This window comes from Lysinibacillus sp. 38-6, assembly GCF_046245175.1.
Taxonomy (GTDB): domain Bacteria; phylum Bacillota; class Bacilli; order Bacillales_A; family Planococcaceae; genus Lysinibacillus.
In genome coordinates, this window is the sequence record NZ_CP176417.1 from 1,180,164 (window position 1) to 1,195,215 (window position 15,052).

The 15,052-nt window shown below is 37.1% G+C and carries 12 protein-coding genes and 1 riboswitch; of the genes, 3 read left to right on the plus strand and 9 right to left on the minus strand.

From position 1 onward, the window contains the following. Nucleotides 1-26: 26 nt before the first annotated feature. The 3 genes from ACKVEV_RS06090 to ACKVEV_RS06100 all read left to right on the plus strand — a co-directional run bounded on the left by ACKVEV_RS06090 (nucleotide 27) and on the right by ACKVEV_RS06100 (nucleotide 2,284). Nucleotides 27-308 carry an acylphosphatase gene (locus ACKVEV_RS06090; RefSeq protein WP_409369513.1) on the plus strand — a complete coding sequence of 94 codons (282 nt, stop codon included), beginning with the start codon at nucleotides 27-29 and terminating at the stop codon, nucleotides 306-308. Between the two features lie 255 nt (nucleotides 309-563). Continuing rightward, nucleotides 564-1,214: a 5-bromo-4-chloroindolyl phosphate hydrolysis family protein gene (locus ACKVEV_RS06095; RefSeq protein WP_409369514.1), complete on the plus strand. Its 651-nt coding sequence runs from the start codon at nucleotides 564-566 to the stop codon at nucleotides 1,212-1,214. Further along, nucleotides 1,211-2,284, plus strand: a complete 1,074-nt coding sequence (locus ACKVEV_RS06100; protein ID WP_409369515.1) for a toxic anion resistance protein — start codon at nucleotides 1,211-1,213, stop codon at nucleotides 2,282-2,284. Before ACKVEV_RS06095 ends, ACKVEV_RS06100 begins: the two co-directional genes overlap by 4 nt. A 67-nt stretch (nucleotides 2,285-2,351) precedes the next feature. Here the strand turns inward: ACKVEV_RS06100 and ACKVEV_RS06105 are convergent, their stop codons facing one another. From ACKVEV_RS06105 to ACKVEV_RS06145, 9 genes are all read right to left on the minus strand, one after another. Continuing rightward, complete coding sequence (locus ACKVEV_RS06105; RefSeq protein ID WP_054611904.1) at nucleotides 2,352-2,549, minus strand: DUF6501 family protein; 198 nt, start codon at nucleotides 2,547-2,549, stop codon at nucleotides 2,352-2,354. A 523-nt stretch (nucleotides 2,550-3,072) separates the two neighbouring features. Next, nucleotides 3,073-3,804, minus strand: a complete 732-nt coding sequence (locus ACKVEV_RS06110; protein ID WP_409369516.1) for an amino acid ABC transporter ATP-binding protein — start codon at nucleotides 3,802-3,804, stop codon at nucleotides 3,073-3,075. A gap of 12 nt (nucleotides 3,805-3,816) precedes the next feature. Beyond that, complete coding sequence (locus ACKVEV_RS06115; protein WP_409369517.1) at nucleotides 3,817-4,542, minus strand: amino acid ABC transporter permease; 726 nt, start codon at nucleotides 4,540-4,542, stop codon at nucleotides 3,817-3,819. Between the two features lie 280 nt (nucleotides 4,543-4,822). Then, on the minus strand, nucleotides 4,823-5,677 hold the full coding sequence (locus ACKVEV_RS06120; RefSeq protein WP_409369518.1) for a transporter substrate-binding domain-containing protein: 855 nt from the start codon (nucleotides 5,675-5,677) through the stop codon (nucleotides 4,823-4,825). Nucleotides 5,678-5,796: 119 nt separating this feature from the next. Next, nucleotides 5,797-5,982, minus strand: a riboswitch (Lysine riboswitch). Between the two features lie 375 nt (nucleotides 5,983-6,357). Beyond that, nucleotides 6,358-7,605: a 2-oxoglutarate dehydrogenase complex dihydrolipoyllysine-residue succinyltransferase gene (gene odhB, locus ACKVEV_RS06125; RefSeq protein ID WP_409369519.1), complete on the minus strand. Its 1,248-nt coding sequence runs from the start codon at nucleotides 7,603-7,605 to the stop codon at nucleotides 6,358-6,360. A 90-nt stretch (nucleotides 7,606-7,695) separates the two neighbouring features. Beyond that, complete coding sequence (locus ACKVEV_RS06130; protein WP_409369520.1) at nucleotides 7,696-10,518, minus strand: 2-oxoglutarate dehydrogenase E1 component; 2,823 nt, start codon at nucleotides 10,516-10,518, stop codon at nucleotides 7,696-7,698. 233 nt (nucleotides 10,519-10,751) lie between these two features. Next, nucleotides 10,752-12,137 carry a sensor histidine kinase gene (locus tag ACKVEV_RS06135; protein WP_409369521.1) on the minus strand — a complete coding sequence of 462 codons (1,386 nt, stop codon included), beginning with the start codon at nucleotides 12,135-12,137 and terminating at the stop codon, nucleotides 10,752-10,754. Beyond that, on the minus strand, nucleotides 12,134-12,811 hold the full coding sequence (locus ACKVEV_RS06140) for a response regulator transcription factor (protein WP_409370513.1): 678 nt from the start codon (nucleotides 12,809-12,811) through the stop codon (nucleotides 12,134-12,136). Before ACKVEV_RS06140 ends, ACKVEV_RS06135 begins: the two co-directional genes overlap by 4 nt. Nucleotides 12,812-12,914: 103 nt before the next feature. Next, a complete protein-coding gene (locus tag ACKVEV_RS06145; RefSeq protein WP_409369522.1) occupies nucleotides 12,915-14,942 on the minus strand; it encodes a diguanylate cyclase domain-containing protein in 2,028 nt (675 codons plus the stop codon). Between the last annotated feature and the right edge of the window lie 110 nt (nucleotides 14,943-15,052).

Sequence of the window (15,052 nt, forward strand, 5' to 3'; positions counted from 1 at the left end):
CTCTTCTACTATGGGGAGGTTTTAGCGTGAACAAAAGAGCGCTGATCAAATTTTTCGGTGATGTATATGGAACGGGCTATCGTTTTTTCATTAAACAAAAAGCGATGGAACTTGGCTTGAAAGGGTATTGCAAATTAAACGCACAAGAGCAAATAGAAGTTGAAGTCGAAGGGGCAAAAAAAGCAATCGATGAATTTCTTGTATTTGTTCAAAAAGGCGTTAGTCCGCAGGCCGATTCCAATTCATTTGCTATCGAGCTATTTGACGATTTAAAAGGTTATGTACGTATGGAGTCGGACATTGTTTAAGTCTGGCTTCTTTTTTCTCCTACCCTTTTCGCGCAAGAAAAACGGAAATAAACGGTCAAATACTAATGGTCTTTTTAGAAAACGAACATACTATAAAAAATACAGGTACTTCATGAGACAAATTTGAAGTATATTCATTGAGAAACTAAGCAAACAGCAGTAAAATTAATAAAAGCCGATAATACTTATTGAAACTTTATGTCGATTCATACGTATTAGAAAGTAGACATATTGCAAAGCAAGGAGGAAGAAACTATGCTCAGTATCGGACAGTTTTTCTCTAGACATACCGCTAGCCTTTTCATTTCCCTATCAACTGTTTCTATCGCAGCCATTGCGGCAAATCCAGGATTCTTCCTTGGTGGTTTATTATTTGCTGGAACATATGCAACAAGTACAGCGTTGCTAAAACATAATCAGAAAAGAAAAGTTATGCAAATAGCAGGTATTACAAAAGAAGAGTTTAAACATATCGAATTACAGCTTTCTACAGCCAACAAACATATTCAAACATTGAGTCAAAACTATTTGCGTGTCCGTTCAGTCTCTGCTTTTAAACAATTACTTGAAATGACACGTATTTCAAAAAACATCGTAAAAATTGTCAAAACTGATCCGCGAAAGTTTTACAATGTGGAGCCGTTTTTTTATGCGCACCTTCCTTCTGCCGTAGAATTGACTGATAAATATACGATGCTGTCAAAGCAGCCCGTCAAAGATAAAGAAATTCAAATCACCTTATCTAAAACACGTGAAACGTTAACGGATTTAAATTCTACATTCCAAATTGATTTAAAAGATGCGCTTGCAAATGATATCGATCATCTTCAAATGGAAATCGAATTCGCGAACCGTTCCAATTCGAGAAGGAAAGAACAACTGGAATGGCGAGGCGATGATAAATGACAGCGAACAGAGATGCGATTGTTCCTCTAGATTCGTTACCAGGTCTTTCACCTTTAGTCGAAAATTATTTACAATCATCCAATGCTGAAGCGATGGCGACCTATGAAACGCTTTCTCCACTTGCTCAAAGTCGCGCCCTGTTATATGCGAGTCAAATTGATTTAACAAATTTTGAATCTGTTTTAACATTAGGCCAAGATTCTCAGCGTGCTGTATCTCAATTTGCAGATCGAATGCTCGCTCAAGTAAAAGATAAGGATGTCACGAAAATTGGCCAAATGCTTGATTCTTTAATGCAAACATTAGACCGTGTTGACCCTACTGCCCTAGAGCCTAAGAAGCCTTCCTTCTTTAAAAAAATGTTCGGTAAAACGAGTCCTAGTGTAAAACAAACGTTAACGGAATTTGAGCGTATAAGTATTCAAGTAGAACGAATTGGTGTTCAACTTGAACGGGCTCAGTTACAACTAATTCGAGACGTTGAGCTGTTAGAGCAACTTTACACACATAATCGAGGCTTTTTTGAAGAGCTAGCTACTGCCATCGCTGCAGGACAAATGAAAAAACAACAAGCGATTGAAATAGAGTTAGCTGGTAAACTCGACATCGCCCAGTCAACGAAACAACCACTAGCCATCCAGCAACTCAATGATTTTGCAGCACAGCTTGAACGACTAGATCAGCGTATTTATGATTTGCAAGTTTCCCAGCAAGTCGCTTTACAAACTGCACCTCAAATACGTATGATTCAACAGGCGAATCAAACGCTTGCAGAGAAAATCGAATTTTCCATCGTTACACTTATTCCACTTTGGAAAAATCAATTAGCTATGATGCTGTCCATGAATATGGACCACCACTATGCACAGTTAGAGGAACGACTAGCACGTACGAATGAACGATTTACGAACCCTACTTTTGAACAACAAGTTTCTAAATTTAAAGAAACACAACAAGAGCTTAAAATGGCCATTCAGGATGTTTTTGCCTTACATACAGCTACAGAACAGGAAAAACAACATTTACAACAAGATGTAGCTGAAATAAAAAGACCAAAAATGTCGGAATAATAGTCTGGGTCGCTAAAATATACAAAGGGGTGTCTCAGCACTACTGTGAGACACCCCTTTATTATTTTTATGCGAAATACTCTTTATAATAACCACCGACATTACCAGTGTTGTCGATGATAAAAATGAACTCTTCTGTTTCATTTTTTACTTCATATTCTTTTCCAACTGTTAAAACGTTTGATACTAAATATTTAGATGCATTCGTATGTTTGCAAGTAACTGTACGAAGTGTTGGTGCATCTTTCCATTTTAAATGTAACATAATTTCTCTACCTCTCTTTACTAGCCCTTAGCTAATGTCTATTGTTTATTTTATACGATTTTAGCTCTTTTGTGGAGAAAAAACTATAGAAGACTATATTTAGTCCTTACTAACGTAATTATTTGTCTAGTTCATACTATTAAAATCTAATATCGAGGTGTTCATATGAGTTTTGGTGGAGTACCACAATGGTTTTTTATTATCGCAGTAGCATTCGCCATTTGCTTTATTTTATATGCAGAATGGAATTCTAGAAAATAAATAGTGGCAACTGCCGTTGATTTGCGTTGCGGGCCGACGATTTCTGCTCTGCATAGTAAGCCGCAACCCTCGCGAACGCGTGGATTATTGCGACTTACGTTTTTGTGTGTACTGAGCAGGAATTAACGCCCTCCACTCCAATCAACCAATTAAGGTATGTCATGAAAACTACAAAAATAATTTTATACTAAGCAAAAGTGAGTCCTTTTCTATGGACTCACTTTTTTTAAACTTTTATACAATCATAAAAATGCTAGTAACCTTATTTCAGCGTTCGTTTTAAAAACTCTTTTGTCCGTTCGTGATCAGGGTTTACCAGCACTTTTGATGGTGGCCCTTCTTCTACAATGATGCCCTTATCCATAAATACGACCCTGTCTGCCACTTCCTTGGCAAACTCCATTTCATGTGTGACAATCAGCATCGTATTGCCGGCATTGGCTAGCTCACGCATGACTTTTAACACTTCCCCAACCATCTCTGGGTCTAGAGCAGATGTTGGCTCATCGAATAACATCACATCAGGATTCATCGAAAGTGCGCGCGCAATGGCTACACGTTGCTTTTGCCCTCCAGAAAGTTGACGAGGTTTCGCATGGACATATTGATCCATGCCGACGATTTGAAGATACTTCAAAGCAGTTTTTTCTGCTTCTTCTTTCGATCGTTTTAATACTTTCACTTGTCCGACTGTACAATTTTTCAAGACATTGTGATTATTAAATAAATTAAACTGTTGGAAAACCATTCCTAAATGTGTTCGATACGCTTGAATATTATGCTTTTCGTCTAAAATATTTTCCCCTTTATAAATAATTTCTCCGCCACTTGGTGTTTCAAGTAAATTAATGCAACGCAGAAGGGTTGATTTTCCCGAGCCTGATGACCCGATTAAACATACTACCTCTCCCTTTTCGACTTTAAAATTCACATCTTTTAACACTTGGTTACGGCCAAATGATTTACTTAAATGCTCTATTTGAATGACTGCCATTTGTTCGTCCCCCTAGTCAATTTCTTTCGGTTGTTTTTGGTAAGCATCCGGACCATCAAGACGTTTTTCAACATATAGTAAAATTCTTGATGCTGTAAATGTCATAATAAAGTAAAGCACACATGCTACAAAGAAAGATTCAAAATAGCGGAAGTTATTTCCAGCAATCGATTTTGTTTGGAAGTATAATTCCGTAACGCCGATGACATTTAATACAGCCGTATCTTTAATATTCATAATTAATTGGTTACCAGTTGCAGGTAACACATTACGTGCTACTTGGGGTAAAACAACATTCATCATAATTTGTACATGCCCCATACCAATGGCTGAAGCAGCTTCGTATTGACCTTTATCAATCGACACAATTCCACCGCGCACGATTTCAGCCATATATGCTCCGGTATTAAGTGATACGACTAAAATCCCTGCAGTAATAAAGTGCATATCGATGCCAAAAGCAATATCTAGTCCGTAATATACGACCATTGCTTGTACAATCATTGGTGTACCACGGAAAAATTCAACATAGCATGTCAGTATAAAATTAGCTAATTTTAATAAATAATATTTTATACCTTTTTTACGAACTGGAATGGTATGCATAATCCCAATAAAAAATCCGATGAATGCACCAATAATTGTACTAATTATGGAAATAAGTAAAGTATAATACGTACCCCGTAAAAACATTTGCCAGTTGTTTTCTATAATAGAAATGATCCAATCAAAACTCATGATGTTCCTCCTAACAACGTGTAGTTGCTTGATATCCATTATGTCTTAGCGAAATCATCTCTTCATTTGAATGTAAAGCTTTGTTCAAATTATGTGACATACTTCTTAGACATGCGTTGTTCAGAATAATTTTCTCTCTGAATCAACTATATGATAGCGGTTGCTGCCCCAAAGTCCTCTAAACGTATTTTTTAGCATGAGCATCGCTTAGAATTGAAAAATAGCATACTAGAAAACTTCTTCGTATACTATTTTTCCGATTAGGACAGCCCCACCTATATTATTGTGCTGCAGGTTGTTGTAAAATTGCCTCTTCCATAATTTTTTGGCGATCATCTTCTGAAATACCTTTTAGAATTTCATTGATTTTATCTAAGCTTGCATCACCTTTACGTAAACCGACAGCAATGGATGTATTTGAAATATCTGTATCAAATCCTTCTTCAAATGATACAAATGTAAATTTATCATTTGCTGCTGCAGCTGAAATACCTTCCGGACGTTCTGCAACATAACCATCAATTTTACCCGCTTCAAGTGCTACACGCATTGCTGAGAAGTTTTCCATCGCTGTTTGCTTGTCTACACCTTTAATTTGATCGATCACATTGTAGTTAGATGTATTTAGCTGTGATGTTACTTTTGCTCCTGAGAAATCTTGAATCGATTTGGCATTTTCATATTTACTTCCTTTTTGAATGACCATTACGAAATCAGAAGTATAGTAGTTTTCAGTGAAATCAATTGTTTGTTTACGTTCCTTTGTAGGAGACATCCCTGCTACAATGGCATCAATTTTTTTCGATTGAAGTGCTGGCACTAAACCGTCCCATTCCATTTTGACAATGACTAATTCTTTCCCTAAACCTTCAGCGATCTTTTTCGCCATTTGGACATCGTAGCCGCCTGCATACTCTGCATTATCAGCGATTTTTACTGCTCCATTTGCATCATCTTGCTGCGTCCAGTTAAAAGGAGGATAACCTGCCTCCATACCAATGCGGAATTCTCCACCTTTTTCATCATTTGTAGCATCGCCTGCTGTGTTGTCATCTTTTTTGTCACCAGTTCCACACGCCGCTAACAAAATTGCTGTCATTGCCGTTAACATAAATAGCAACCATTTTCTTTTCATCTAAAACTCTCCTTTTCTGTAAAAAAAATAAAGCAACTGTACAAAAAAAGACCTAAGTTGTGAACTTAGGTCTTACCTTTAATTGACAGTTGCCCAAATCCTCACTATAATTTCCATGTTTCCGAGATAGCACAACCTAGTAAACTGGAATTAGATTTACTAGGACAGTCCTGCACTTATTCACTGCAGACCCAGCATAAAAGTACGAGCTCCTTTTATGCTTCGGCGATATTTCCTTCTCCATTACGTCTACGCTTGCTTATACTCAGCAATGGACTAATAAATACCGCGCCTCTACCTCACAAAACAAAAGTGAGGTTTGTTTATTTAATTGATAAATAGATATTACTATAAAGCTAGCATATTCGTCAAGATAGTTTTATCATTTTTCTGACTAATGATAATATGAGACAATTACCTTACTTCCATCCGATAAAAACATCGAGAAAGAAAGCGGTCGAGTTGCTGAATGATTAGAATACTTCATAAAATATTATTATAAAGTCCTTTGATCATAATGCTTATGATTCGTTTAGTAAGCGCCATAATAGTCTTTCGTCCCACGTCTGACAAATTTCGTTACGTCTCAAATTTTAAATAACAAGCCAATACTTTACATACCATGAAAAAACCCTGCAAAACATTAAGTTTGCAGGGTTAGAGTATATCATTTTCAGGAATTAAGAATTTAATAATAAATCTTCTGGATTTTCAAGTAACTCTTTAACAGTTTTAAGGAAGCCAACAGAATCTTTACCATCGATAATGCGGTGGTCGTAAGATAATGCTAGGTACATCATTGGACGGATTTCTACTTCACCATTTACTTCTACTGGACGTTTTTTAATTGAGTGCATACCTAAAATAGCAGCTTGTGTACCGTTCATAATAGGTGTTGACATTAATGAACCGAATACACCACCATTTGTAATAGTGAATGATCCACCTTGAAGATCAGCTAAACCTAATTTTTTGTCGCGTGCTTTTTTGGCTAAATCTGCAATTGAATCTTCAATTTCAGCAAAGTTTTTACGGTCTGCATCGCGCACAACTGGTACTACTAAACCTTCTTCAGTTGATACAGCTACACCAATATCAAAGAAGTTATTTAAGTGAATTTCATCGCCAACGATTTGAGCATTCACGTAAGGGTATTTTTTAAGTGCTGCTACAACAGCTTTTGTGAAGAATGACATGAAACCAAGCTTAGAGCCCGTTGACTCAAAGAATTGATCTTTTTTACGTGAACGTAATGCCATAACGTTTGTCATATCTACTTCATTGAATGTTGTTAGCATAGCAGTTGATTGCTTCACTTCAAGAAGACGTTTCGCAATTGTTTGACGACGACGGCTCATTTTTTCAACGGTTACACGTGAATCGTCAACAGTAACTGCTGCTTGAGCTACTGGTGCTGCTGGTTTTGCTTGTGGTGCTGCTACAGGTGCTGTACCGTGAGCTGCCACATCTTGTACACGTACGCGTCCTTGTGGATCTACTGGAGATACAGCAGCTAGATCAATACCTTTTTCACGAGCAAGTTTACGTGCTGCTGGAGAAGCAATGACACGTTCGCCAGAAGTTTCTTCCACAACTGGTGCTGCTGGTGTTGGTGTTGCAACTGCTTGAGCCGCTACAGGTGCAGGTGCTGCTTCCACTGGTGCCGCTGCTGCAGGTGCTGCTGCTGCGCCTTCGCCAGCTTCTACAACTGCAATCACTTGACCTACAAGAACAGTATCGCCTTCTTCAGCTAAAATTTGTGTTAAAACCCCAGCTTCTTCAGAAATGATTTCAGCATTTACTTTATCTGTCTCAAGTTCAACGATGAATTCACCTTTTTCCACGCGGTCGCCCACTTTTTTAACCCATTGTGCAATACTACCTTCTGTAATCGATTCTGCTAATTCAGGGACTTTAATTTCAGCCACTTTCATTTCCTCCTTTGATTAACGTGCATTATGCACATAAAGGGCTACCACCTTAGGCAAGTAGCCCAGCTTCCAGTAATAATGATAGATTTATTTAACTTTTACCGTTTCAGCAACTGCTTCTTCAATTAAAGCTGATTGCGCAGCTTTATGAGAATCTGCATCACCTTCTGAAGTCGAGCTCATTGCAGGACGACCTACATAACGAAGCTTTTTACCTTCAGATAGTTCATATAATGTTTCCAATGCGTAATTCCAAGTACCTTGGTTTTTAGGTTCTTCTTGTACCCAAGCAACTTCCTTAACGTTTGGATACTTAGCAATAATATCAGCTACTTGCGCAGTTGGGAATGGGTAAAGTTGCTCTACACGAACGATGTGTAAGTGATCGAAACCTTCTCCATCTTTTACGCGGTCAGCTAAATCAATCATTACTTTACCTGTACCTAATACAATACGTTCAACAGACTCAGTTTTTGTACCTAAACCTGGTTGCTCAATTACTTCTTGGAATGAGCCATTTGCTAATTGCTCAGCATTCGCTGCAGCTAATGGATGACGAAGTAATGATTTTGGTGATACAACAACTAATGGACGAACACCTTCAGTTTCTAACATTGCTGCTTGACGGCGTAATAAGTGGTAGTAGTTACCCGCATTTGAACAGTTGGCAACAAACCAGTTATTTTCTGCAGACATTTGTAAATAACGTTCCATACGGCTTGAAGAGTGTTCTGGACCTTGGCCCTCATAACCGTGAGGTAATAGAATAACGAATCCTGATTTTTGACCCCATTTAGCGCGTGCGCCTGAAATGAAGTTATCAAACATTACTTGAGCCATGTTCGCAAAGTCACCAAATTGCGCTTCCCAAACGGATAGAACATTACCTTTTTCTAGATTGTAACCGTATTCAAAGCCAACAACCCCTGCTTCAGTTAATGGCGAATTGTGTACTGTAAATGAAGCGCTTGCACCAGAGATATGATGAAGTGGTGTAAATACATTGCCATTATTTTTGTCATGTAACACTAAATGACGTTGTGAGAATGTACCACGTTGCGCATCTTGACCAGTAAAGCGCACCGGTGTACCATCTTGAATAATAGTTGCGTATGCTAATGTTTCAGCATGGCCCCAGTCAATCTTTGCAGATGCAAATGCATCACGACGTTTTTCTAAAATTTTACCTAATTTCTTTTGTGGTTCAAAGTTTTGTTCAAACACTAATAATTCTTCATTAATAGTTTCTAAACGTTCAACACCTACTGCTGTATCAATTTCTGGGAAATTGATTTTTAACTCTTCAGGCATTTCTAAATGTTTGTGTTCATCTTTATCTGCCATTTCTTTCACATGATCGTAAGCCACTTGCATTTCTGCATAAATAGCTGAGTCAAGTGCAGCAACTTCTTCAGCAGTAACTAACCCTTCTGCTACTAATTGTGCACCATATAATGTACGAATCGTATCATGTTTTGCCACAAGTTTGTATGTTTCTGGATTTGTTACTGTTGGATCATCCGTTTCATTATGACCATGACGACGGTAACCAATTAAGTCAACAATAATATCTTTACCGAATTTTTGACGATAGTTTGCTGCAAAACGACCTACTTGTGTCACTGCTTCTGGGCTATCTGCATTGACATGAACAACTGGTACTTCGTAACCTTTTGCTGGGTCAGAAGAATAAATAGATGAACGTGAGTCTTGTAGCTCCGTTGTGAAGCCAATCATATTATTAGCAATGATATGAATTGTTCCACCAGTTGAGAAACCTTCTGTTTTTGAATAGTTTAACACTTCTGTTACAATTCCTTGTCCTGGGAATGCAGCATCACCATGTACAAGAATACCTAGGCCTTTTGCTGGATTATGCACAGCTTGACCTGGTTTTGAAGTATCATCTTGTGTTGCACGAGTCGAACCTAAAACAACCGGATTCCCTACTTCTAAGTGAGAAGGGTTATATGCTAGTTTGACATTCATCCCTGATTCACGCGTATAGGAAGCACCCATATGGTATTTCACATCGCCAGTCCAGCCTTTTGTAATTTCAAGACGACCATGTTCTGGCATAAATAAGTCATTTGAAACATGTGCAAAGTCAGAGAACATCATGTCATAAGGTTTGTTTAAAATATGTGTTAGTACATTTAGACGACCACGGTGAGCCATACCAATACGTACATTTTCTACATTTTTTGCTTCTACTGTTTTTAAAATTTCATCAAAAAGGACGATTTGAGTATCTAAACCTTCACCAGAGAAACGCTTTTGACCAACAAATGTTTTGTGAATGAATTTCTCGAAGTTTTCAACACGTGTTAAACGATCTAATAACGCTTTTTTCTCATCTGAAGTTAGCGCTTGTTTTAAAGAACCAGATTCGATTTGAGCTTGAATCCACTCGCGTTCTTCTGTTGCTACAACATGCCCGTATTCAAAAGCTACTTTATCTGTATAAACTGATTTTAAGTAGTCAATAGCATCCTTACCATTTTTCACGCCCGCTGGCACTTCTTTGAAGAAGATTGCAGCAGGTATTTCTGCTAAATCCGCAGGACTTAAGTTGAATGCACTTTCTTCAATTTGTGCTGTTTGAAGTGCACGATTTTTTAAAGGATAAATATCTGCTGCTAAATGCCCTTGATAACGAATTGTATCAGCTAATTTCACAGCGGCCAAAATCTTTTTAAAATCGCCAGCAGGAGCTGCTGAACCACTTACTACAGCCATATCACCTTCTACTTCTACTGGTGCACCAAATTGTTGGAATAATGATACTAACTCCGGTTCTACTTCTTCAGGAGACTGTAAGAATAAGTCGTATTGCTCCATCACATATCCTAAGTTAGGACCAGAGAAAGCTGACCATGGAGAACTTACAGTTGTAACGTTGTTCGACATGAAAAATGACCTCCAAATTTTGCCTATCGGCAGGTTCCATTAATTAAATTACAATTAATTATATAATATTATCCCGTTCATTAAAAGGATGTTCGACACAACTTATCCATAATTTAAAGAACGTTTTTTCCATCTCAATCTTACTACTCTTCACAAAAAATACAACACTTTTTAGCAAATTAAGCAATTTTTTTCCCGAAGGCTAAAAAACTTAAATAAACAGCGGTTTTTTCTTAATATTTTAGCGGGAATTTCAACAAGAAAACGGTTCCAACATTTTCTTCGCTCTTGACTTCTACCGAAGCATTGTATTTTTCAAGTAACATTTTCGTGATGCTGAGACCTAAGCCAGTCCCGCCAATTTGACGGTTTCTCGCCTCATCTACACGGTAAAAACGATCAAAAATATACGGCAGATTTTTGTCGGCAATACCTATGCCGTTGTCTGCTATTTGAATGTGCACCTCGTTCTCTTTGTTTGCAAGCGAAATATTGACTTCAGGAACTTTTTCACAATAACGAATTGCATTTTCCACGATATTGCGAATGATTTGACTTAATGCATTAAAGGTTATAAAAACCGCTCCTATTTCTTCATTTTTCGACACTGTGATTTTTGCTTGTGGATATACTAACGCCATTTCTTCAATGACGCTATCAATAACCTCTATAGGATTAGCCTCACTTAATTCATCTTTCTCTTCTCGACGTGCAAGCTCTAGCAACTCTTCAATCATTTTGCGCATGCGGGTAATTTCAGTTAATGACGTTTCAATAGACTCTTCAAGAATAGCTGGATCATCTTTGCCCCAACGTTTTAATAATGAAAGATGGCCCTCTATTGCTTGAATCGGTGTCCGTAGCTCATGGGATGCATCTGCAACAAATTGTTGTTGCTGTGCAAACGAAATTTGGAGTTCATTCATCATGGCATTATACATTTTTAATAAATCTCCAATTTCATCTTGAGTTGTATAGCTTAGCTGAATCGGCTCATTAAAACCTTGGTCCATTACTGTTTTCATTGATGCACGTAATGCATGAAGTGGCTTCATTAAATAGTTCGCTAAATAATAACCGATGGAGCCAGATAGTAACAGTGCACCCACACCCGCAATAAGCATAGCAGTCAACAAATAGCGCATTAAAGATTCAAAACGCGTTAACGGGTGAATTACTTGAATATATACTTGGAAAAAACCGAGCTGTAACGGTTCGTTAACAACATAGGCATCCTTTTTGTCAACAGTCATTTGCACAATATCTCCCATTGATGTTAAAGGGGCTGCTTTGGAAGCATTATTAATTCGCAATATTTCAATACCATCATTATTAAATAGTCGGACCGTTTGATCGCGATCGACGATAGATTTTAATAAGCCTGTATTTTGTTGAATTTGTTGAATCGAAATATTTGGACCTTGGGACTCTAAAAAAGAAACGACATCATCTCTTGTTCGCTTCACTTTACTTCCTTCATCATTTAATAGCCATGTATGCAATGAAACATAGACGACAATACAAATAATGGCATAGCTAATAAAAATCACTGCACTAGATGTAAGCATCCATTTTCTTTGTAAAGATAAATTACTTATATAATCTTTTATTTTTTTCATTCACGCATCACGTATCCTACTCCACGTACCGTTTCAATATAAGCATTTGAATCACCTGGTAGTTTTGTCCGCAAATGGCGGATATATACGTCCACTACATTTGTCTCAATATCTGCGTCATATCCCCAAACGGAAGTTAAAATTAATTCCCGCGTACAAACTCTATTTTTATGTTCCATTAATAGCTTTAACAAATCGTATTCGGTTTTTGTTAAGTCCAGTCTTTTTCCTTGAACCAATACCTCATATGCATCAATATCGATTTCAATATCACGAAATTGCAATGTCTGTCCCCCTCGTTTTTCTTGAGGCTCTACACGGCGCAAAATCGTCCTTATTCTTGCCAGTAATTCTTCAATGGCAAACGGTTTTACTATGTAATCATCCGCGCCAGCATCTAATCCAGCAACCCGATCCATCACTGCGTCTCGTGCAGTAAGTAAAATAATGGGCACTTGTGACTGCGTACGAACTCTACGGCAAATTTCAATGCCATTAATACTTGGTAGCATTACATCCAATAATAGGACATCATATTGTTCGCTTGACGTTAATGCTAACCCTTCGCGCCCATCAAATGCCACGGTTACGTCGTAGCCTTCATGCTGTAATTCAAGCTCTACAAATCGGGCAATATGCTTTTCATCTTCTACTAATAATATTTTTTTAGGCATTTGTTCACCTTCTATTTTCAATATTAAAACTCCTACACAATTATAGCATGAGCCTAACAAAAAGCCTGTACTACAAGTAAATACTCGTTTGTACAGACTTTTATTAATGGGGTGCTGTTATAAATAAATGATTTTTCCCGCATTCCTTCGCTTTATATAATGCTTGGTCGGCTAAATCCATTAACGATTCGAGGGTTGTAGCATGTTCAGGGTAATAAGCGATACCCATGGATGCAGTAGGTGCAAAGAAATGATTTTCTATCATCCATCCTTTTTTTAATCCAGCGCGAATGCGATTAATAATATGCATCATTTGCGCTTGTCGATCATCCGGATTACGAGTTAAACCCGTTAAAATAATGATAAATTCATCACCGCCCATGCGAATAACTAAATCATGACTACGAACAGATGTAATAAGCACATGACCAAATTTACGGATAAAATCATCCCCCATATCATGTCCATATTGATCATTCACATCTTTAAAATCGTCTCCATCGATATAAAGCATGGCAATACAAGTATCTTTAGCATGTGCATCCGCCATAATTTTAGGGAATTCCTTTAATAGATATCTGCGATTTGGGAGTTGTGTTAGGCTATCGTGATAAGCAAGATAGAGTAAATCATTTTCTCTTTCTTTTCGATGTGTGATTTCACGTGAAACCATAATAATTTGGGAAATGGTTTCCCGTTCATTATCGTGAACGACGGTCACATTCCCTTCTGTCCAAACAGGTCTGCCATCTTTCGCTTTCAATAAAAGTTCAAACTGGGTATCCGTCTTTTCAGTAAAATCATTCAGAAAGGCTTGCCACGCTGGTTTACTTTGCTCATCTATAATATTACTGTAAAATTGACCTTGCAATCCAACGATTTCATATCCTAAATACACTTTGTAAGACGGTGAAGCATAAATAATAATGCCATCCTCATTAATGATAACAATTAAATCATTTGTATTTTCGGTAATTAAGCGGAATGTTCGCTCAATATTTTTTAATTCTGTTAACATTCTTTTCTTGTCTGTAATATCATAGTTAATGGATAAATATTGCTCCACTTTGCCAAATTCATTTTTCAATGGCACAACGGCTGCCTCTACCCAATAGTCTGCATGATATTTGGTGCGATAGCATAGCTCCCCTCGCCAAACCTCTCCTGATAAAAGCGTTTCATTAATCGTTTGAAAAACACCTTTTTTATTATTCCTCGGCTCGATAAGATTATAAGGTTGACCGATAAGCTCACTAGCTGTAAATCCCGAAGCATTTAAAAACAAATCATTTACTTCTACAATTTTGCCTTCTACATCCAAAACAGCAATGGAGGTAGCGGAATTAAGTGCAGCTTTAAACACTTCTAAACCGTGTGTTGTTGACCGCAATGCAGCCTTTTGTTCTGTAAATTGCGTAAAATCTTGCATGATAAGAAAAATAGCAAAGGAATTATCTCCTTGCATAACTGGCGAAAGCGATAGTAAATACATGCGTTCCTTCTTATCTAATGTTTGAAGCTTAATAAGCTTTTCGCCTATATTTTCGCCCATCGCTGCTCTTTGTAAATAATGTTGTATTTTCGCAATTTCTTCTTTCGGTATAATCGGCAAATCAATGAACAACTGATTTTTTATCTTATCATTTTGTAAATTAAAATCTTCCATAAAACTTGTATTCACTTCATAAATAGTGCCCTCAGCAGATAAGATGACTGTTGAAAAAAAAGCGTGATCAAACATAGATCGCATAAATAAAAATTTATCTTCAATACTTCTGTCATATAAAATTTCTTTTGTAATCGCTAAAACATAGACTTCATCTCCGTCTTTTATCGGGCGCACAGATGTCTCATATTTTCGAACTTCAGATTTAACATAGGCATAATCCACATAATCGACTTGCTGATGTAATGCAATTGCTCGGTGGTAATTTTCTTGAATAATAACAAAATTCCGACTAGAAGTAACAGCAGATAACATTTTTCCTACTGCATTTTTGGATAACAGTACTTGGGCAGCTTGATTTAAGCGAACATATTGATAATCGTCTCCAACTTTTTTCATTAAATAGACGAAATCTTCTCCAATAAATAATTCGTTAAAAAATTTTTCGCTTAAAAGATATTCCATGATGTCACTCCCCACAATAAAGTCACATATATATATAAATTCGTAATAAATGTATATATTTTAAAACAAAAAATTACACTAGTATTATAACATATTTACAATCGTTAAAC